This is a genomic window from Micromonospora sp. NPDC048986 (genome assembly GCF_040649335.1).
GTDB classification, from domain to species: domain Bacteria; phylum Actinomycetota; class Actinomycetes; order Mycobacteriales; family Micromonosporaceae; genus Micromonospora; species Micromonospora alfalfae.
This window is the reverse complement of the sequence record NZ_JBEZFJ010000008.1, coordinates 325,890-345,573: the sequence shown is the minus strand read 5'-3', so window position 1 is coordinate 345,573 and position 19,684 is coordinate 325,890. Positions and strand designations below refer to the sequence as shown.

Genomic DNA, 19,684 nt, shown 5'->3' with positions numbered 1-19,684 from the left:
TGGCCATGGTCGGGGTCGTTAGGCTCTGCGGTTGTGATCAGCGAGGACAGCGCCGTCGTACGCCCGCCCGTGCTGCGCCCGGGTGACACGGTGCTGCTGGTGTCGCCGTCCGGGCCGACCTCGCCGGAGCGGGTGGCCCGGGGCATGGAGCTGCTCACCGGCTGGGGCCTGCGCCCGGTGCCGGCGCCCAACGCGTACGCCCGCCACGGCTACCTCGCCGGCACCGACGACCTGCGCGCCGCCGACCTGAACGCGGCCTTCGCCGACCCGGACGTGCGTGGGGTGATCTGCACCCGCGGTGGTTACGGCGCCCAGCGGATCGTGGACGCCATCGACATGGCCGCCGTCCGCCGCGACCCGAAGGTGGTGGCCGGTTTCTCGGACATCACCGCGTTGCAGTTCGCACTGTGGCGGGGTGCCCGCCTGGCCGGGGTGCACGGCCCCGGGGCGGCCTGGCGCGACGAGCGGACGCCACTGCGCTCCGCCGAGTCCCTGCACGCGGCGTTGATGACCACCGAGCCGGTGTCGATCACCGCGGTCCCCACCGAGGAGACCTTCGGCGTGCGCGTACCGGGTCGCGCCACCGGCACCCTGCTCGGCGGCAACCTGTGCATGATCGCCGCGTCGATCGGCACGCCGGACCTGCCCGACCTGACCGGTGCGGTGCTGTTGATCGAGGACGTGCAGGAGCCCCCGTACAAGGTCGACCGGATGCTCACCCACCTGCGCCGGGCCGGCACGCTGGACGGACTGGCCGGGGTGGCGGTCGGGCAGTTCACCGACTGCGCCGACGGCTGGGACACCACGATCGTCGACGTGCTCACCGAACGTCTGGGCGACCTGGGCGTACCGGTCCTCGGCGGCCTTCCCATCGGCCACGGCCCCAACCAGCTCACAGTCCCGATAGGCACCACCGCCACCCTCGACACCACCACCGCCACCCTCACCGCAACCCCCGCAGTCCACTAACCCCCACCCCTCCCACTCCCCCACCCCACCCCTCCCCACCCCTCCCCCGGCCCACCCCGGAGCCGTTGATCATGAAGTTGTTGTCACTCGTCACGGCGTGTCGTGGCAATAACTTCATGATCAACGGCGGGGTGGGGGGTGGGACAGGGGGTGGGGCTGTTCAGGGGGTGGTGGGTGGGGTCAGGTGGGCTATTGCGCCGATTTCCAGGGCGGCCCAGATGCCGGTGGGGGTGCGGGTGATGCCGTGGGGTTCGGCGTTGGGGGTGGGTAGGGCGTAGCCCTCGATTCGCCCGGCGGGGTCGAGGTGACCGATCCGGTTGGCACCCCACTCGGTGAACCACGCGCCGCCGTCCAGGTCGGCCACTATCGCGTGCGGACGGGCCGCCCGGTCCGGCAGCGGGATCTCGACGATCTCGCCGTCCGGGTAGATCCGGCCGAGCTGACCGGCGGCGATCTCCACGAACCAGATGCCGCCGTCATCGCCCAAGGTGATGCCGACCGGGCCCGCCTTCGCTGTGGGTAACGGGTGCAGCGTGACAGTGCCGTCGAGGTCGATCCGGCCGATCGCGTTCGCCTGGTTGAGGGTGAACCAGAGCGCCTGGTCCGCGCCAGCAGTGATCATCGAGGCGAACCCGCCGGTCACCGGCAGCGGGAACGCGGTGTGGGTGCCGTCGGTCTCCACCCGGCCGATGGTGTCGGAGGTCATCCCGGCGTACCAGAGCGCGCCGTCAGGCCCAGCCGCGATGCCGCCTGGCCCGGTGCCCGCCGGAAGGGCGACGGTGCGCTGCTCACCGTCGACGGTGATCCGACCGATCCGGTCGTCTCCCGAGCGGGTGAACCAGAGCGCCCCGTCCGGCCCGGCCGTGATGATCAACGGGCGACCGCCGGCCGGCTCCAGCGGATAGGTCCGGACCGCGCCGTCGGGCGACAACCGGGCGACGCCGCCGGCATGGGCCAACGTCAGCCACAGCGCGCCGTCCGGGCCAGGCGTGATGCCGTACGGTCCGGTGCCCGGCTCGACGAGTGGAATCTCCCGAATCTCGACGGTCATGCTGCGCTGTCCTTCCGTCGGGTGGATCGTCCACCCTGACCCTCGGCCAGCGACCACACAACCGATTTCGTCCACCGCCGGCCCTGATTGTCAGCTCGCTGACAGGGTCGCCACGGCTTCCGCCCAGACTGCCCGGTCACAGTCGGTCACGACAGCGCAGGATGACCGAACCTCTGGAGGACAGCATGTCCCGCACCATCCGCAGGAAACACCTGCTGGCCGGCCTGGCCACCGCCGGCGTCCTCGGCGTCGGGATCGCGGCCCCGACGATCGCGTTCGCCGCCGACGCTCCCACGCCGACACCGAGCACCAGCACCGCCCCGGCTCCGGGCACGGCGCCCGGCGCGAAGGCCGACCGGCAGGGCGAATTCGCCGCGGCGCTCGCCAAGGAGCTGGGCGTTCCCACCGACAAGGTGACCGCCGCACTGGAGAAGATCCGCGAGCAGCACCGCCCGGCCGACCGACCGCAGCGCCCGTCCGCCGAGGACCGGCAGGCCGCGCTCAAGCAGCGCCTGGACCAGGCGGTCAAGGACGGCAAGCTCACCCAGGAGCAGGCCGATGCCATCACCACCGCCGTTGAGGCCGGCGTCTTCCCCGGCCCCGGCGGCCACCGCGGCCCGGGCGGCCAGCACGGCGAGGGCGGCCAGCACGGCGAAGGTACGCCCAGCAAGTAATCCGGCGGGACCGGCCCCGGCAGGCATTGACCTGCCGGGGCCGGCCTCCGCAGGCGCGGCTTGATCCACTCGGTTTCCCTGAAGTCGCGATATCCGCCGCACTCGGACGCCCCGACATCATGAAAACCGAGTTGATCACCGACCCGAGGGCGTCGGCCCGACTGCCTCGGCCGTCACACCGGCTCGGGGTTGTCAGCCCAGCCCTGGAGGGCCGTCAGGGCTGCGGCGGCGAGAACACGCCCAGACGATTGCCGGTCGGGTCGAGCAGGTGGGCCGAGGTGAGACCGCTCGGAGTCGTACGCGCCGGCACCAGCACCCGGCCGCCGGCCGCTTCGGCCCGTCGGCAGGTTTCCGCCACATCGGTGACTTCGGCGTAGAACACCGCGTAGTTCGGCGACGTACCGTCGGTCGCCCGGATCGCGCCGCCGATCCCGGTGTCGCCACCGGCTCCGGTCACCCGGTAGGACCCGCCGTTGGGCGGACCCTGCTCCTCGAAGGTCCAGCCGAACAGCTCTCCGTAGAAGCGCTCCGCATCCTCGGGCCGGTCGGTGCCGAACTCGAACCAGGTGATGGGCGTCGTGGACCTGGACATCTGTTGCCTCCAGAATTTCCGTGCCGGCCGTTCGGCCGTCGTCTGGAGCAGTCTCGGCGCCGTTCGCGACAGCGTCCTGTCGGTGTTTCCGGGTCACCTGGCCGGGTTTTCACCGACGAGGCGCCGGGAAGCACGCGTCTCAGACCAGGCTCAGTGAACGGACTCGTTCGTGCGGAATGTCGAGGTCGGTCAGGTGTAGCTCCCGGGCCACCACGTCGGGCAGCGTGCAAACGCTCCGGATCCGGTCGGTGCGGAAGCAGCGCAGCTCGTCGCGCAGCCGGCACCAGGCGACCAGGTACCAGTGTCGGGAGTTGCCGAGGTAGCCGAGTGGCTCGACCTCACGGGTCGAGTCGGCGCCGGCGCGGTCGGCGTACCGGATGCGCAGCACGCGCCGCGCGGCGACCGCGTCGGCGACGGTGGCCGGGACGGGCGCGGCCGGCCCGTCGCCGATCAGGTGCACCCGGCCGGCGAGGCGGTGTGCCTCGGCGGCGTCGGCGGCCGGCAGCACCGCCACCAGCTTGCGCAGCGCGGTGGCGGCCGGCCCGGCGAACGGGGAGCCGGCGAGCCGATGCAGCGCCACTGCCATCGCCACCGCCTCGGCGGCGGTCAGGTTGACCGGCGGCAGGGTGCGGGCGCGGTCGAGGACGTAGCCGCCGGTGCGCCCGGGCTCGGCCCAGATCGGCACGCCGGCCTCCTGTAACGCGCCGAGGTCGCGTTCGATGGTCCGGCTGCTCACCTCGAAGCGCGCGGCCAGCCAGCTGGCGCTGCGCGGCCGTGGTGACACCGCCCGCAGCTCCTCGACCAGCGCGTAGAGGCGATCCGTGCGGTTCATGCCGGGCACGCTACAGCCGGGGTACGACGCCCGCGGCGATCGCCCACAGACGCACACCCACCAGGACCCACGACCGCAGACGCACGACCGCGAGGACGCACGCCCGCACGGCGGACCGGCCGCACGGCGACGCGGAAAGCCGCCTCAGGCGATGCAGGCGCAGACTATCAGCGCGGCCCCGAAGTGGGTGGCGGCGCTGACCCGGGCGGCCGGGTGCGGCTCGGGTGAGCAGATGACCTCGCCGAGCTTGCCGGGGGTGAGCAGGTCCAGCACCAGGAAGGCCAACGCCATGATCGCCAACCCGACCAGGCCGAAGACCACTGTGGAGGCGAGCCCCTTGCCGAAGTCGCTGTAGCTGGTCAGGATCGCGGTGAAGACGATCCCGGCGATGCCGAGCTGGTTGGCGGCGAGCAGCAACCCCGCGTTGGCGTTGCGCTCGACCCAGATCAGGTCGCGCAGCCGTCCCGGGGTGAGCAGGTCGACGAGCCCGAAACCGGCGGCCATCAGGCCGACGCCGACGATCCCGAACACGACGCTCTGCCAGGCACCGCTGAACAGATCCTCCAGCACCGACTTGCCTCCCGACTCTCCGCCCGGAGGGGTACCGGCGCGGTGATCGAGACGATAGCGGCAGCGCGCAACGGCGTCAGCCCCTGCGTCTACAGGGCCAGGTAGCGCTGCCGCTCGTACGGGGTGACCTCACGGCGGTACTGCTCCCACTCGGCCCGCTTGTTGCGCAGGAAGAAGTCGAAGACGTGCTCGCCGAGCACCTCGGCGACCAGTTCGGAGCCGGCCATCACGTCGATCGCCTCGGCGAGGTTCTCCGGCAGCGCCTCGTAGCCCATGGCACGCCGCTCGGCGCTGGTCAGCGACCAGACGTCGTCCTCGGCGCCGGGCGGCAGCTCGTACCCCTCCTCGATGCCCTTCAGGCCGGCGCCGAGCAGCACCGCGAAGGCGAGGTACGGGTTGGCCGCGGAGTCCAGCGAGCGGACCTCGACGCGGGCCGAGTTGGGCTTGCCGTACGCGGGAACCCGGACCAGCGCGGACCGGTTGAGGTGACCCCAGCAGACGTACGCCGGGCTCTCGGTGATCCGGTCGGGCAGGTGCTGCGGGAAGAGCCGCTTGTACGAGTTGACCCACTGGTTGGTGACCGCCGTGTACTCCCGGGCGTGCACCAGCAGGCCGGCGATGAACGACTTCGCCACCTTGGACAGCTTCATCGGGTCGCCGCCGTCGTGGAAGGCGTTGCGCTCCCCCTCGAACAGCGACAGGTGGGTGTGCATCCCGCTGCCCGGCTGGTCGGTGAACGGCTTCGGCATGAAGCTGGCCTGCACACCGGTGGAGAGCGCGACCTCCTTGACCACGTGCCGGAAGGTCATGATGTTGTCGGCGGTGGTGAGCGCGTCGGCGTAGCGCAGGTCGATCTCCTGCTGGCCGGGCGCGACCTCGTGGTGGCTGAACTCCACCGAGATGCCGATCCGCTCCAGCGCGAGTACGCCCTGACGGCGGAAGTCCCTGGCCACCGCGTGGGTGGTGTGCTCGAAGTAGCCGCCGGTGTCGACAGGGGTGGGCACCGAGCCGTCCTGCGGACCGTTTTCGAGCAGGAAGAACTCGATCTCGGGGTGGGTGTAGAAGGTGAAGCCCTTCTCGGCTGCCTTGGACAGCGCGCGGCGCAGCACGTGCCGGGGGTCCGCCCAGGACGGCCCGCCGTCGGGCAGCAGGATGTCGCAGAACATCCGGGCGCTCTCGCCGCTGACGCCGCCTTCGAAGGGGAAGACCTGGAAGGTGGTCGGGTCGGGCATGGCCACCATGTCCGATTCGAAGACCCGGGCGAAGCCCTCGATCGCCGAGCCGTCGAAGCCGATGCCTTCCTCGAAGGCCGCCTCGAGCTCGGCGGGTGCCACCGAAACGCTCTTGAGCGTGCCCAGAACGTCGGTGAACCACAGCCGGACGAACCGGATGTCCCGCTCTTCCAGCGTGCGGAGGACGAACTCCTGCTGACGGTCCACTTCCCCAACCCCTCGCGACACTCTTTTGTCCGCCTTGGCCGGGCTGCACCCGACCTGATCGCCCAGTGTTCCCGGGCCTGGTTACGCAGACGTTACGCGAACTGCCGCCGGCCGTCCCTTCGTGTCCCGCCCGACGAGCGCGTGCCCCCGCCGTACCACGGCGTCCGCCGGCACGACGGCCGAGCTCCTGCCGCTGCGGCATGGCGGCGGGTGGCGGCAATCTCGTCCGAGGGTACGGATTGTCGCGCGGGGGCTGGGGCAAGATGAAGGCATGCCCACCCTGCGTCTCGCCCTGTCCCAGGTCAACCCGAGCGTCGGCGACCTCGCCGGAAACGCCGACCTGGTCCGCAGCTGGACTCGCCAGGCCGCCGATGCCGGTGCCCAGTTGGTGCTCTTCCCGGAGATGATGCTGACCGGGTACCCGGTCGAGGACCTCGTCTTCCGGCGTTCCTTCGTCGCCGCGTCCCGGGCCGCCGTGCAGCGGTTGGCCGCCGACCTGGCCGCCGACGGTCTCGGCGAGTTGCCGGTCGTGGTCGGCTACCTGGACGCTGACGGCCCGCCGCAGGTCAGCGGGGACGCCGAGCCGGGCCGAGGTGCCCGCAACGCGGCCGCGCTGCTGCACCGGGGCGTTGTGGCCGCCCGCTACTTCAAGCACCACCTGCCCAATTACGGCGTCTTCGACGAGGACCGGTACTTCGTCTCCGGTGACGCGCTGACAGTTGTGCGGATCGGCGGCGTGGACGTCGCGCTGACCATCTGTGAGGACCTGTGGCAGGCCGGCGGTCCGTTCGCCGCCGCCCGCAGGGCCGGCGTCGGCCTGGTCGTCAACATCAACGGCTCGCCGTACGAGCTGAACAAGGACGACATCCGGCTGCCGCTGGTCCGCCGCCGCGCCGCCGAGGCGGGTGCCGCCATCGCGTACGTGAACATGACCGGCGGCCAGGACGAGCTGGTCTTCGAGGGCGACTCGATGATCGTGACCGCCGACGGTGAGCTGCTCACCCGGGCACCGCAGTTCGTCGAGCACCTGCTCGTGCACGACGTCGAGTTGCCGGCCGCCGCCGCCGCGCCGACCACCGAGACGCTGGCCGACGGCATGCGGATCGTGCACAGCACGCTGGACGGCATTCCGCCCACGCCGTCCGGGCCGGCCGCCACCGGCGGGCTGATCGAGCCGGTGGCCGACGAGGCCGAGGTGTGGCAGGCGCTGGTGCTGGGTCTGCGCGACTACGTCAACAAGAACCGGTTCCCGTCGGTGGTGCTCGGTCTCTCCGGGGGCATCGACTCGGCGGTGGTGGCCGCGCTCGCCGTCGACGCGCTCGGGCCGGAGCGGGTGGTCGGGGTGTCGCTGCCCAGTCAGCACTCCTCGGAGCACTCCCGGGAGGACGCCGCAGACCTGGCCAAGCGCACCGGCCTGGACTACCGGGTCGAGCCGATCCAGCCGATGGTGGACGGCTTCCTGGCCAACCTGTCGCTGTCCGGCGTGGCAGTGGAGAACCTGCAGGCCCGGGTCCGTGGCGTGATCCTGATGGCGCTGTCGAACCAGGAGGGCCACCTGGTGCTGACCACCGGCAACAAGAGTGAGCTGGCGGTCGGCTACTCCACCCTGTACGGCGACTCGGTGGGCGGTTTCAACCCGGTCAAGGACGTCTGGAAGACGCTGATCTGGCGGCTCGCGAAGTGGCGCAACAGGGACGCGGCGCGGCGCGGCGAGACAGCCCCGATCCCGGAGAACTCGATCGGCAAGCCGCCGAGCGCCGAGCTGAGCCCGGGCCAGCTCGACAGCGACAGCCTGCCCGACTACGACGTCCTGGACCCGATCCTGATCGGCTACGTCGACGGCGACCTCGGCCGCGACGGGCTGGTCGAGTCGGGTCACGACCCGGCGATCGTGGACAAGGTGCTGCGGCTGGTGGATACCGCCGAGTACAAGCGGCGGCAGTCGGCGCCGGGCACGAAGATCTCCATGAAGGCGTTCGGCCGCGACCGCCGTCTGCCGATCACCAACCGGTGGCGCGAGCACGGCTGAGCCGTACCCCTGGGGGTGCCGGGTCGGTGGCGCGGCCCGGCGCCGCCGCGCGGTGACCTCACGGCGCGGGCGGCCGGGTGGGGCGGCCCCGCGCTGGTGGAGTGACATCTTGCACTGGGCCCTGCCGTCAGCCCGTCTCGCGGTGCGACGATCGCGACGGAACCCGGGGACCGCGCAGGCGGCCTCGAGGAAGGGAGACAGAGATGGTGGAGTCCACTGGGCACGAGGTGACCGCGTTGTACGGCGGCCCGGCCACCCGACGGGTCCGCACCCGCGACCTGATGGCCGCCAAGGAGCGTGGCGAGCGCTGGCCGATGCTCACCTCGTACGACCAGTACACGGCGTCGATCTTCGACCAGGCCGGCGTTCCGGTGTTGCTGGTCGGCGACTCGGCAGCCAACAACGTGTTCGGCTACGAGACCACCCTGCCGATCACCGCCGACGAGCTGCTTCCGCTGGTCCGGGCAGTGGTGCGGGCGACCCGGCAGGCGCTGGTCGTCGGTGACCTGCCGTTCGGCTCGTACGAGGAGGGCCCGGCCCAGGCGCTGCGCACCGCTGTCCGGTTCATGAAGGAGGGTGGCTGTCACGCGGTGAAGTTGGAGGGTGGCCGCCGCAACGCCGCGCAGATCGCCGCGATCGTCGGCGCCGGCATCCCGGTGATGGCGCACATCGGCTTCACCCCGCAGAGCGAGCACACCCTGGGTGGCTACCGCGTGCAGGGTCGCGGCGACGCCGCCGACGAGGTGCTGGCCGATGCGCGGGCGGTGGCGGAGGCGGGCGCGTTCGCTGTGGTGTTGGAGATGGTGCCCGGCGAGGTGGCCAAGCGGATCACCCACGAGCTGCCGATTCCCACTGTCGGCATCGGCGCGGGCCCGGACACGGACGCGCAGGTGCTGGTCTGGCAGGACATGGCCGGGCTGCGGACGGGCAAGGCGCCCCGTTTCGTCAAGCGGTACGCGGATCTGGCCGGCGCTCTCACCGACGCCACCCGCCGTTTCGCCGACGAGGTCCGCGGCGGCGAGTTCCCCGCCGCCGAACACACCTTCTAGGACCGGGCACGGCGTGATCCGCTCGGCTGCGCCGAAAGCGGGGTGTCCCGGGCACCGGGACACCCCGTCTTCATGAAACCGGAGTGGATCGCGCCGCTCGGCTCACAGGTCGGTGACGCGGATGCCGGCGTGCGCCTTGTAGCGCTTGTTGATGGCGATCAGGTTGGCGGTGAACGCCTCGATCTGGTGGGCGTTGCGCAACCGGCCGGCGTAGATGCCCCGCATGCCGGGGATCCGGGCGGCGAGCGCGCCGACGATGTCGACCAGCTCGCGGTCCTCGGTGCAGATCAGCACGTCCAGGTCAATCCGGTCGACCTCGGGGTCGGCCAGCAGCGGAGCGCTGACGTGGTTGAACGCGGCGCAGACCCGGGAGTCGGGCAGCAGCGCGGCGGCCTGCTGCACGGCGCTGCCCTCGGCGACGGTCAGCGCGTACGGGCCCTGCTTGTCGAAGCCGAGCGGGTTGACGCAGTCGACGACGATCCGGCCGGCGAGCGGCTCGGCGAGGGCGGCGACGGTGGCGGCGTGCCCGTCCCACGGCACCGCGATGATCACCACGTCGCTGCGTCGGGCCACCTCGTCGTTGGCCGCGCCGGTGACGCTGCCGCCGGCCGGCACCCCGGGCAGGGCGGCGATCTCGGCCGCGGACTCGGCGGCCCGCTCCGCCGACCGGGATCCGATCAGCACCGTCTGGCCGGCCCGCGCGAACCGGTAGGCCAGGCCCCGCCCCTGGTCGCCGGTGCCGCCGATGATGCCGACAGTCAGCCCGGACACGTCGGGCAGGGTGCTCGCGTCGTATGCCATGGCCTCATCCTCGCAAACCGCTCGGCCGGTCAGCAGCGCCGAGCGCTGTGAGAATCCCCGCTGCCAAGAGCGACAGCGCCGCCGAGGACCGGGCCAAGACCGGCGACCACGCCCACGGGCGAGGATCGGGCCCGGGCCGGCGGCCCGCTCAGGCCAGCTCGAACAGGACGGTACGGGCCGCCGGGTCGGCGGTGACAAGGCGGACCCGGACCCGTTCGCCGAGCGGCAGTTGACCGAGACAGCGGGCGCGTACCGGCGGGGCGTCCAGCGCGACGGTGCCGCCGGGCGGTCGGGGCCGGGACTTACCGTTGGGCGGGGCGTTGACGTCGAGGACCGCCGCGTCGAAGGTCTCCCCCACCCGGTGCTCCAGCACCGCCGCCTCGGCCAACTCGACGGCGCCACGAGCGGCCGCCGAGGCGACCCGGTCGGTGCTCGCCATCACCTCAGGCAGCCGGGGCAACGCGGCACGGGCCCAGTCGGGCACCGCCTGGCCCGCGTGCAGGGCCAGGCAGACCTCTGTGGCGTACCGGTCGGCCAGCCGCCGCAACGGCGCCGTCACGTGGGCGTACGCGGCCGCCACGCCACCATGTTCCGGCTGCTCCGGCAGCTCCCCGTCGAAGGCGGTGTACGCGGCACCGCGCATCAGCTCGGCCGCCTGGTCGATGAACGCGGCGGCGCGTGGCTGGGCGGCGTCCAGACCGGCGATGACCTGCCCCGGACCCACGTCGTCCGGCCAGTGCACGCCCAGCGGCGCGGCGGCGGCCCGGAGCCGCTGCACCGCCTCCGGTTTGGGCGCCGGCATCGTCCGCAGCAGACCCACCCGGCCGGCCAGCATGATGTCGGCGGCAGCCATCCCGGTCAGCAGGGAGATCTGCGCGTTGTGTTCTTCCATCGGCACCGGCGCGCGCAGCACCAGCCGCCAGCCCTCACCGTCGGGCTCCAGATCCTGCTCGGGCAGCGGCAGGTTGATGGCGCCCCGGCTCAGCCCACGGGCGGTCAGTCGGTCGCCGATCTCCGGCAGCAGCGCGATCGGGTCGGGTAGCCGGCCGGCCTCGGCTGCCGCCTGCACGCCGGTGTAGTCCAGTTTGGCGCGGCTGCGGACCAGTGCGCGTTCCAGCTCGACGGCGACGGTGCCGCCGTCGGCGTCCAGGTCGATGGTCCAGACCACAGCGGCGCGGTCGTCGTCGGGCAGCAGGCTGGCCGCCCCCTCGCTGAGGGTGTGCGGGTGCAGCGGCACGTTGCCGTCGGGCAGGTAGATGGTCTGCCCCCGCCGCCAGGTCTCCGCCTCCAACGCCCCACCCGGTGTGACGTGCGCGGCGACGTCGGCGATCGCGTACCGCACCCGGTAACCCCCACCGGGGCGGCGGCTGAGGTGCATCGCCTGGTCCAGGTCCCGCGAGGTGGCGGGGTCGACAGTGACGAACGGGATGTCGGTGCGGTCGACGGGCGGCTGCGGCGGTGCCGCAGCCGCCTTGTCGGCTTCACGCTGGGCGTCGGCCGGGAACTCCTCCGGCAGGCCGAGCTCGCGGCGCAACGCGCCGAAGTCGATGCGGGGCGCGAGTACGCGTCGAATGACCACGGGTCAATCCTGACAGCGCCACGGGTGATCCGCTTCCGGTGACCGGCCGAAAATCCGCCCGGTGAGGGGATGCTCCGCGTTCAGCCGGTCGCCTTGCGGGCGGCGCTGCGGGCCCCCCTGGGGGCGGTGGCTCGGGCGGCGACCGGGCGGGCCGGAGACTTGCGGGCGGTCACCTTGCGGGCCGGTGCCTTGGCCGCGACGGTCTTCTTCGCCGGGGCCTTCTTCGCCGCCGCCTTGCGGGCGGTGGTCGACGAGGTACCCGTCACCTTCGCGGCGGGGGCCTTCTTGGCCGGAGCCTTGCGCGCGCCGCCGCTGGGGCGGGTGGACGCTGTCTTCTTCGCCGCTGCCGTCTTCTTCGTCGCTGTCTTCTTGGCGGCGGACGCCTTGGTCGCCACCTTCCGCGCCGGGGCCTTCGCCGCGCTGGTGCTCTTGCGCGCCGAGGCCTTCGCCGCGGTGGTGGTCTTGCGCGCCGGGGCCTTCGCCGCGGTGGTGGTCTTCTTCGTCGCGCTGGCGGTGGTCTTCTTCGCCGCGCCAACCGTCTTCTTCGCCGTACCGGTGGTCTTCTTCGCGGCGGTGGTGGTCCTGCGTGCGGTGGACGCCGGAGCCCGCTTGGCGGCGGCGGTCGTCTTGCGGGTGGTGGTCGAGGCCTTCGCGGGGGCCTTCTTGGCCGCGGCGGTGGTCTTGGTGGTGGCCTTCTTCGCGGGAGCCTTCGTGGCCGCAGTGGTGGTCTTCTTGGCCGGAGCGCGGCCCGCCCCGCCGGCGGCCTTGCGGGCCGGCGCCTTAGCGGCGGCCGCGGTGGACTTGCGCACGGGGGTGGTCCGGCTCGCCGCCGTGTTCCGCTCCGCCGCGGCGGTCTTCTTCGCGGTGGTGCGTCGGGCGGCCGGGCGCTTGGTGGCCTGCTGTGCTTCGGCCATCGTGGTTCCCTCCTCGGGGGACGTGCTCTCGCGTGCGTCCTCGCGGAGCACGGAATACCTCGGCGCGAGCCCGTCCCGCGCCGCCTATCTGTCGTCCCCGGCCCAACGAGCGTCCTCGGCATCCCACGCCTCGTTTCGCTCCTGCACTCGTTGCAGGGCGTTCTCCGCGTCGGCTGCCGAGTCGTACGGGCCGAGAACGTGCTTCGCCGGACACACGTTGGCGTCCGTCTCGACCCGGTGATGCCGGGTGCACCAGTAGAACTGCCCACCACGTTCGCTGTCGCTCATGGGAATCACTGTGCACCGCGAACCGGCCGGCCGCCACCGGATCGCACAAGTCGCCGACGATCTCCACAGTAGATACGCATCGCGTTCGTCGGGCCGAAATGGCGAAACGCGTGGGACTGGAACTCCAGAAGATGCGCAGGTGAGCATCCCTGCTGGGCACCTCTATGATCGCCGGATGGCGACACCGGACTACATCGTGGGGCTGCGCAAGCACATCGGCCACGACCTGCTCTGGCTGCCGAGCGTCAGCGCGGTGGTCCGCAACGACGCCGGTGAGCTGCTGCTCGGCCAGCGCGCCGACGACGGGCGCTGGTCGGTGATCAGCGGTTTCGTCGAGCCGGGCGAGCAGCCGGCCACAGCGCTGGTCCGCGAGGTGCGTGAGGAGACGGGCCTTGAGGTGGCGCCGGTGCGGATGTCCAGCGCCGTGTCACACCCGCACACGTACCCGAACGGGGACCGCTGCGAATACCTCAACCTGGGGTTCCTGTGCCGGTTGGTGGCCGGCACGGCCCGCGTCAACGACGACGAGTCGCTGGCCGTGCGGTGGTTTGCGCTGGACCGGCTGCCCGAGCTGGACAAGCACGCCCTGCTGGTCATCGCGTACGCGTTGCGGGAGAACCAGCTGGCCGGCTACCTGGAGCCGGGTACGACGTGGGACGACGTACCCGACTGAGGTCTACACGGGGGTCGGCGCGAGGGCCACCGGCTCGGCGGGCGCCGACCGGGCCGCCCGGATGGTGTACGCGAGCGCGTACGGCATGCAGGCCAGGTAGAGCATGGGTTCCGCCCGCACCTCGTTGGTGACGATGTGGAAGATCTCCCATGAGATGGCGGGTCGGGGCAGGCTGATGTTCCATTCCGTCCAGGTGGCGGGCAGCCACAACGGCGCGGAGATCCAGTCGAGGCCGCCCAGTGGCGTCGGACTGCTGACCGGGCCGGCGCGACCGCCCGCCGCGATGACGTCGACGACAGCGAGAATCACCGCGAGGTCGGCGGCGGCGAGTGCGCCGAGGACGCCCACCCACCAGGCCGCGCGGAGTCGATTCCGGCCTGCGAGGCTCGCTGCGGCCCAGAGGGCAAGCGTCAGGCCGGCCAACCAGAGCAGCAGCCCGGGTACGAAGGTGACCATGTCGTCCGGGGCGATGGCTGACAGAAACACGACAGCGACCGCACCGATGGGAAGCACCACGCCGAGCGCGATGCGCAGTGGGCCGTCGAGTGCGGCGTGCCGGGCCCAGCGCGCGGCGAACACCGCCAGCAGCACCGCCAGCCCGACGGTGAGCGCCGTCCAGATCGGCTGCTGCACCCGCTCGGACCAGCCCTGGGTCACCATGCGCTCGATCGGCATGAGGGCCACCGCGCTGGCGAGCACGATTCCGACGCAGGCGATCGGGGACAGCAGCAGCGCGGCGACGGTGCGACCGGTCCGACCACGCAGCACTGTGCTGTCGACGATCGGGGCGCCGGCGCGACTGACTGCCAGGCTCACCGCGAAGCCGACCATCTTCGTCCGGCGGCCGCTCCCGGCGAGCACGTGCAGCTCGGCGGCCCACTCGCGGCGCAGGTCGTCGCGAACCTCGGCCGGCCAGCGACGCGCTGCCAACTCCAACAGCAGTTCGACAACCCGGCGGGTCACCACGCCGGTGCTCCGGTGGGCTCGGTGCCGCCCCACGAGCGACGGCCGCCGTCGGGGATCGCGGCCCGCAGGTCGGCGAGCGCCTGCCGGGCCTGCGTCACCCCGACGGCGGTCAGTCGGTAGTAGCGGCGGGCCGGCCGGCCGGCCGCGACGGGGTCGATCGCCTCCCAGTCGGCGGCCAGCCAGCCGGCCCCCTGCAAGCGGTGCAGCACCGGGTAGAGGGTGCCGCTGGGCAGGCCGGTCATTCGCATCAGGTCGAGCCCGTAGCGCTGCTCGTCGGGCTCGGCGAGCAGCGCCGCGAGCACCTTCGCGACCGGAATGGTCATCCGCATCCGGCCACTGTATCGGAACTCTACATAGGGGTGGGTACCCTTTCGACGGGAATCCACAGCTCGGCGTCCGCCTGGGCGCCGTCCGCCGACACCCGGACCCGGGAGATCTCCGGTCCAGGTCGGCTGCGGTACGGGTTGGACGGAAACCACTGGGTGAACACGTCACGCCACAGGAACTGCACCGCCTGCGGAAACGCACCGGACGTGGTGAACACCGCCCACGACCCCGCCTGCACCGGCAACGCGTCAAGGTCCTCCGGTGGCACGACGCTGGTCACCACCCCGTGCCAGTAGTCCAGCTCGGTGCCCTCCTGCCGACTGTCGGCGAGGTTGTCGCTGACGTTGACGATTCCCTTCGGCTCCTGATCGGAGAGCGCCTCGATCCGCTCTGTCGTTCCCTTGTCGATGCTCCGGATGAACGCGACGATCGCCGGATTCATCCCCTCGTGCACCAGCGGGACCCGGGCCTTGCGCCCCACCAGCGCGAACGCGTCCTTGTCGACGATCCGGTACTCCATGCTGCCGCTCCCTTCGACTGTGAGTCGGAAGGACATCCGGGGCTGGGCTCGCAGCGCTGCCCCCGTACGCCGAGCTTCTCCGGGGCCCACGCCGTGCACGGCGTGGAACGCCCGGGCGAACGCCTCCGCCGAGCCGTAGCCGTAGTGCACCGCGACGTCGAGCAACGTCCGCTCCCCCGCCAGCACGTCCGCACCGGCGACGGTGAGCCGACGCCGACGGATGTACTCCGACAGCGGCATCCCGGCCAGCGCGGAGAACAGCCGCCGGAAGTGGTACTCCGACGTCAGCGCGATCCGCGCCAGCTCGGCCACCTCGATCTTCTGGTCGAGGTGGCGCTCGATGTACGCCATGGCCTCGTTGAGCCGATCCAGCACCCGGGCCTCCTTCCCTTTCGAGCACCGACGTTAGGTCGCGGGGCCGGTGGCCCACCCGACATCCGATGCCCGCATCGGTCGGGTGCGGCCGCACCGATCGTCATGTCGTAGCTTTGCTTCCCGAGGAGGTCGACGTGGCCGAGTATCCGCAGGACGTCGTGCAGCGCTTCCACGGCACCCCCGAGCAGGTCGACGCCGGCCTGGTCGGCGAGCCGCCACGGACCTGGGCGTCAGTCGTCATTGAGGAGTACGACAGGGGCCGGGCGCAGCGATTCGTCGCCCTCCGCACGTCGATCGTCGAGGCGCTGGGCGACCTGGCCCTCGCTGTGGAACACGTGGGGTCCACGGCGGTGCCGGGGCTGGCGGCCAAGCCGATCATCGACATCGACCTCATCGTCGAAGACACCGCCGAGGAGGCCGCCTACCTCCCCGCGCTGGAGCGGCTCGGATACCGGCTCGTCCTGCGCGAGCCCTGGTGGCACGGGCATCGGATGCTCGTCAGCCCCGGCGAGGACGTCAACCTGCACGTCTGGCCGCCGGGTGCGCCGGAACCCGTGCGGCACCGACTCTTCCGCGACTGGCTGCGTTCGCATCCGCACGACCGGGAGCGGTACGCCGCGGCCAAGCGCCGCCTCGCACGAGACACCGCGCACCAGCCCCGCGACTACAGCCTCGCGAAGAACGACGTCATCGACGAGATCTACGCGCGCATCTTCGCCGCCTGACGCCCCGCGCAGTCGACGGCAACACGCAGATCTTGGACAGTTTCCGTTATCAGCTAACGGAAACTGTCCAAGATCTGGCCGCCGGCCGCCGGCCGGGCAGTCGACATTGTCCGGAAAAGCGCCTTGACCCTGACACGGCGGCGGGCTGGAGACTGGCTCCATGGACCTTGATGACTACCGGGGACACTCCCCCTACAGCGACCCCGGTCGGCACGGCGGGCTCCTCGACGCCGTGGCCTCCGACGTCCCCACAGTCGCCGCGACCGCCCGCAACGTGATCGTCCACTACCGGGCCGGCGGCGTCGACCTGCCTGTCGACCGGCTGGACGAGGTGAACCACCGCTGGGTGGACCGCGTCCTCGACACCGACCAGTCCCGCTTTCCCCTGCCGCTGAGCGTTGAGCGCCCGGCCGTGGACCGGGTGGCCGGCTGCTGCCGGGACCACACGCTGCTATCGATCGCGATCCTCCGTCAGCACGGCATTCCCAGCCGCAGCCGGGTCGGCTTCGCCTCCTACTTCACTCCCGGCTGGCACCACGATCACGTGGTGATGGAGTACTGGAACGGCGAGCGCTGGGTCTGGGCCGACCCGGAGCTCGACCCGGCCGGCGACTGGCGGTTCGACGGCTACGACATCGACCCGGGGGCGGGGCTCTTCGACTCGGCGGCGCGGGTGTGGTCGGCGTACCGGGCCGGGACGATCGATCCCGACGTCTACGGCGTGGCCCCCGGCCTGCCGGTCCACGGCGCCTGGTTCATCTACAACTACGTCCTGCACGAACTGGCCCACCGGCAGAAGGACGAGCTGCTGCTGTGGGACAGCTTCGGCGCGATGACCGACGACCTCGCCGCCGCCGACCTCACGCTCGCCGATGAGATCGCCGCCCTGCTGCTCGAAGCCGACGACGGCGACGAGGCGGCGGAGAAGGCGCTCGCCGCAAGGTACGCGACCGACAGTCGGCTACGTCCCGGCGCTCAAATACGCAGCTTCTCACCGGTCTCCGGCACTGTGCGCACTGTCGATCTGCGCGTCAGCCGAAGGTGAAGGCGTACGCCTGGACGCCCGGCCCGCCGAACGTGATCTTGAGGGTCCGCTCACGGACCGCGCCGTCCTGGCGGACGAGCTGGTAGAGCCGGCCGTCCTGGAGTACGCCGTTGCCGTCCTCGTCGACATCGACGCCGTGTGACGGGCCGGGAGCGTCACCGTCGAGCAGCACCCGGAACGGAATCGACGCTCCCACCCCGGCGGCCAGCACGAGGTGCGCGTCGCGGGCGTGGAACCGGAAGGCGATGCCGCCGCCGGCCCGGTCCAACGCGACGTTCTCCGACCCGATCGTCCACTCCCCCGCCAGCGCCCACTGGTTGAGGTCGAGGCTCTCCGGCACCTGGTAGGCGCGGCGTTCGTCGAGCGCCGGGCCGTTCGGCGACGCGAAGTGTTCGCCGCGACTGAAACCGAGGTACGTCTCGGGCGTGCGCAGGTTGTCCCAGTCGGCCTCCGCCTCCGGGCCGAGCCCCTTGACGGGTACGGGTTCGCGCTCGACACCGAGCAGGTGCTGGAGCACCCGCTCGGACTGCTCGTAGCGTCCCTCGCCGAAGTGTTCGTCGCGGATGACGCCGTCGGTGTCGACGAAGTAGAGCGCCGGCCAGTAGTGGTTGTCGAAGGCGCGCCAGATCGTGTAGTCGTTGTCGACCGCCACCGGGTAGTCGATCGATCGGGCCGCCACCGCGCGCCGCACCCGGTCGACCTCGTGCTCGAACGGAAACTCCGGCGTGTGCACCCCGATGACGACCAGCCCGTCGTCGCGGTAGGCCTGCGACCAGGCCCGCACGTACGGCTCCTGGCGCAACCAGTTGATGCAGGTCAGTGTCCAGAAGTTGACCAGGACCACGCGCCCACCCAGGTCGGCGGGGCCGAGTGGCTCGCAGTTGAGCCACTCGGCCGCCCCGTTCAGCGGGGGCAGGTGCACGCCCATCTAGCGCAGCGACTGGAAGGCGGTACGAAGCTCTTCGGAGAAGATCTTCGGCTGTTCCCAGGCCGCGAAGTGCCCGCCCACGTCGAGCTTGTTGTAGTAGATGAGGTTGGAGTACGCCTGCTCGGCCCAGCTCTGCGGCGCCTCGTACAGCTCGTCGGGGAAGACGCTCACGGCGACCGGGACCTTCACGCCCTTGGCGGCGAAGAACGAGAGCTTGTTCTCCGCGTACAGCCGGGACGCGGAGATCGCCGTGTTCGTCAACCAGTAGAGCGAGATGTTGTCCAGGATGTCGTCGCGGGTGAGGCCCGCTTTGGCCCCGTCGAAGACCTGCGAGATCAGGGCCAGACTCTTCGCGTCGTGGTCGAGCAGGAACGACGCCAGACCGACCGGAGAATCCGCCAGCCCGGTCAGCGTCTGCGGACGTGTCGCCATCATGAGGGCGTAGGCGACGTGTTTCCAGACGTAGTTGGCTTCCTCGGCGGCACGCATTTCGTCGTCGGAGAGCCCTGCTGGCAGCGAGCCCATGGCGTTGTTCGCCCCGGTGGTGTCGCCCTGGAACAACAGGTCGATCTCGGGTGGGATGGCGCCGGGCATGTTGGTGTGAATGCCCAGCAGTTCCGGGGGCGCCTGAATGCCCATCTGGTCGACGATGACAGCGCCCCAGTCGCCGCCCTGCGCGACGAACCTGTTGTAGCCGAGCCGTTTCATCAGCTCCGTCCAGGCGGTCGCGATCTTCTGCGGGTTCCACCCGGACTCGGTCGGCTTGCCGGAGAAGCCGTGGCCGGGCAGCGACGGGATGACCAGGTGGAAGGCGTCCGACGCGCTTCCGCCGTGCGCCGTCGGATCGGTCAGCGGCTCGATGATCTTCATTTGCTCGATCACCGAGCCCGGCCACCCGTGGGTGACGATGAGCGGCAGCGCGTCCTCGTGCTTCGAGCGCACGTGGATGAAGTGGATGTCCACTCCGTCGATGGTGGCCATGAACTGCGGTACGGCGTTCAGCCGCGCCTCGATCTTGCGCCAGTCGTACTCTTTCTCCCAATAGCGGGCGACGGCCTGAATGGTCGCGAGCGGCACGCCCTGCGACTGGTCGTTCACCGTTTCCTTGTCCGGCCAGCGGGTGGCCTTGATGCGCCTCTTCAGGTCATCGAGGTCGGCCTGCGGAATGTCGACCGAGAACGGCCGAATCTCCGTGGTGCCCGGACGAGTCTTGGTTTTGACAGCCATGCGTGTTTCCTCTCCGTCTCGGTTTGCGCCTCGCGAGGAGAAATCATGGGTGAAAGGCTCTGCCCGGACTCATGTGCCAACGATGGGCACGCCGCCGCCATATCTCGGAGC

21 protein-coding genes are annotated in these 19,684 nt (G+C 71.3%); 7 read left to right on the top strand and 14 right to left on the bottom strand.

Features of this window, described 5'->3' with window-relative positions; all coding sequences use genetic code 11:
• Positions 1-33 precede the first annotated feature (33 nt).
• Positions 34-969, top strand: coding sequence for an LD-carboxypeptidase (locus AB0B94_RS19115; protein ID WP_357281366.1), 936 nt, complete (start codon positions 34-36; stop codon positions 967-969).
• Positions 970-1,129: 160 nt separating this feature from the next.
• On the opposite strand, the gene AB0B94_RS19110 is transcribed toward AB0B94_RS19115, so the two are convergent.
• Positions 1,130-2,020 (bottom strand): virginiamycin B lyase, encoded by an 891-nt coding sequence (locus AB0B94_RS19110; RefSeq protein WP_357281363.1) that lies wholly within the window; start codon positions 2,018-2,020, stop codon positions 1,130-1,132.
• 185 nt (positions 2,021-2,205) lie between these two features.
• Here AB0B94_RS19110 and AB0B94_RS19105 point away from each other — a divergent pair, with 185 nt between their 5' ends.
• Positions 2,206-2,694: a hypothetical protein gene (locus tag AB0B94_RS19105; RefSeq protein WP_357281436.1), complete on the top strand. Its 489-nt coding sequence runs from the start codon at positions 2,206-2,208 to the stop codon at positions 2,692-2,694.
• 214 nt (positions 2,695-2,908) lie between these two features.
• Here AB0B94_RS19105 and AB0B94_RS19100 read toward each other — a convergent pair whose 3' ends face one another.
• The 4 genes from AB0B94_RS19100 to glnA form a co-directional block, all read right to left on the bottom strand.
• Positions 2,909-3,286, bottom strand: coding sequence for a VOC family protein (locus tag AB0B94_RS19100; protein ID WP_357281360.1), 378 nt, complete (start codon positions 3,284-3,286; stop codon positions 2,909-2,911).
• A gap of 139 nt (positions 3,287-3,425) precedes the next feature.
• Complete coding sequence (locus tag AB0B94_RS19095) at positions 3,426-4,118, bottom strand: WYL domain-containing protein (protein ID WP_357281355.1); 693 nt, start codon at positions 4,116-4,118, stop codon at positions 3,426-3,428.
• Positions 4,119-4,262: 144 nt separating this feature from the next.
• Positions 4,263-4,688: a DUF350 domain-containing protein gene (locus AB0B94_RS19090; protein WP_238671429.1), complete on the bottom strand. Its 426-nt coding sequence runs from the start codon at positions 4,686-4,688 to the stop codon at positions 4,263-4,265.
• An 89-nt stretch (positions 4,689-4,777) separates the two neighbouring features.
• A complete protein-coding gene (gene glnA, locus AB0B94_RS19085; protein ID WP_124855802.1) occupies positions 4,778-6,127 on the bottom strand; it encodes a type I glutamate--ammonia ligase in 1,350 nt (449 codons plus the stop codon).
• A 271-nt stretch (positions 6,128-6,398) separates the two neighbouring features.
• Between glnA and AB0B94_RS19080 the strand changes: the two genes are divergently transcribed.
• Together AB0B94_RS19080 and panB are read left to right on the top strand one after the other, a co-directional pair.
• The gene (locus tag AB0B94_RS19080; RefSeq protein ID WP_357281348.1) at positions 6,399-8,156 is read left to right on the top strand and encodes an NAD+ synthase; all 1,758 of its coding nucleotides are present in this window, start codon (positions 6,399-6,401) and stop codon (positions 8,154-8,156) included.
• Positions 8,157-8,359: 203 nt separating this feature from the next.
• Positions 8,360-9,205: a 3-methyl-2-oxobutanoate hydroxymethyltransferase gene (gene panB, locus AB0B94_RS19075; protein WP_357281344.1), complete on the top strand. Its 846-nt coding sequence runs from the start codon at positions 8,360-8,362 to the stop codon at positions 9,203-9,205.
• Between the two features lie 102 nt (positions 9,206-9,307).
• Here panB and npdG read toward each other — a convergent pair whose 3' ends face one another.
• The 4 genes from npdG to AB0B94_RS19055 form a co-directional block, all read right to left on the bottom strand.
• Positions 9,308-10,006, bottom strand: coding sequence for an NADPH-dependent F420 reductase (gene npdG / locus AB0B94_RS19070; RefSeq protein WP_091409546.1), 699 nt, complete (start codon positions 10,004-10,006; stop codon positions 9,308-9,310).
• A 148-nt stretch (positions 10,007-10,154) separates the two neighbouring features.
• A complete protein-coding gene (locus AB0B94_RS19065; protein WP_357281339.1) occupies positions 10,155-11,585 on the bottom strand; it encodes an RNB domain-containing ribonuclease in 1,431 nt (476 codons plus the stop codon).
• An 80-nt stretch (positions 11,586-11,665) separates the two neighbouring features.
• Positions 11,666-12,499: a histone gene (locus tag AB0B94_RS19060; RefSeq protein ID WP_357281334.1), complete on the bottom strand. Its 834-nt coding sequence runs from the start codon at positions 12,497-12,499 to the stop codon at positions 11,666-11,668.
• Between the two features lie 84 nt (positions 12,500-12,583).
• Positions 12,584-12,787 (bottom strand): hypothetical protein, encoded by a 204-nt coding sequence (locus tag AB0B94_RS19055; RefSeq protein ID WP_030330129.1) that lies wholly within the window; start codon positions 12,785-12,787, stop codon positions 12,584-12,586.
• A gap of 175 nt (positions 12,788-12,962) precedes the next feature.
• Here AB0B94_RS19055 and AB0B94_RS19050 point away from each other — a divergent pair, with 175 nt between their 5' ends.
• Positions 12,963-13,460, top strand: coding sequence for an NUDIX domain-containing protein (locus AB0B94_RS19050; RefSeq protein WP_357281329.1), 498 nt, complete (start codon positions 12,963-12,965; stop codon positions 13,458-13,460).
• A 3-nt stretch (positions 13,461-13,463) separates the two neighbouring features.
• Here AB0B94_RS19050 and AB0B94_RS19045 read toward each other — a convergent pair whose 3' ends face one another.
• Genes AB0B94_RS19045 through AB0B94_RS19035 form a run of 3 tightly spaced genes read right to left on the bottom strand, consistent with a single transcriptional unit; the run spans position 13,464 to position 15,648 of the window.
• Positions 13,464-14,426 (bottom strand): hypothetical protein, encoded by a 963-nt coding sequence (locus tag AB0B94_RS19045; RefSeq protein ID WP_357281324.1) that lies wholly within the window; start codon positions 14,424-14,426, stop codon positions 13,464-13,466.
• Positions 14,420-14,755: a helix-turn-helix transcriptional regulator gene (locus tag AB0B94_RS19040; RefSeq protein WP_112680179.1), complete on the bottom strand. Its 336-nt coding sequence runs from the start codon at positions 14,753-14,755 to the stop codon at positions 14,420-14,422. Before AB0B94_RS19040 ends, AB0B94_RS19045 begins: the two co-directional genes overlap by 7 nt.
• A 20-nt stretch (positions 14,756-14,775) precedes the next feature.
• Positions 14,776-15,648 (bottom strand): GyrI-like domain-containing protein, encoded by an 873-nt coding sequence (locus AB0B94_RS19035; RefSeq protein ID WP_357281315.1) that lies wholly within the window; start codon positions 15,646-15,648, stop codon positions 14,776-14,778.
• 134 nt (positions 15,649-15,782) lie between these two features.
• On the opposite strand from AB0B94_RS19035, the gene AB0B94_RS19030 reads away from it, so the two are divergent.
• Positions 15,783-16,373, top strand: coding sequence for a GrpB family protein (locus AB0B94_RS19030; RefSeq protein WP_357281311.1), 591 nt, complete (start codon positions 15,783-15,785; stop codon positions 16,371-16,373).
• 160 nt (positions 16,374-16,533) lie between these two features.
• Entirely contained in the window at positions 16,534-17,418 is an 885-nt protein-coding gene (locus tag AB0B94_RS19025) for a transglutaminase domain-containing protein (RefSeq protein ID WP_357281306.1), read from the top strand.
• Here AB0B94_RS19025 and AB0B94_RS19020 read toward each other — a convergent pair.
• Together AB0B94_RS19020 and AB0B94_RS19015 are read right to left on the bottom strand one after the other, a co-directional pair.
• Complete coding sequence (locus tag AB0B94_RS19020) at positions 17,405-18,346, bottom strand: redoxin domain-containing protein (RefSeq protein WP_357281303.1); 942 nt, start codon at positions 18,344-18,346, stop codon at positions 17,405-17,407. The genes AB0B94_RS19025 and AB0B94_RS19020 overlap by 14 nt on opposite strands.
• Positions 18,347-19,573, bottom strand: a complete 1,227-nt coding sequence (locus tag AB0B94_RS19015; RefSeq protein ID WP_357281300.1) for an epoxide hydrolase family protein — start codon at positions 19,571-19,573, stop codon at positions 18,347-18,349.
• Positions 19,574-19,684: the final 111 nt, after the last annotated feature.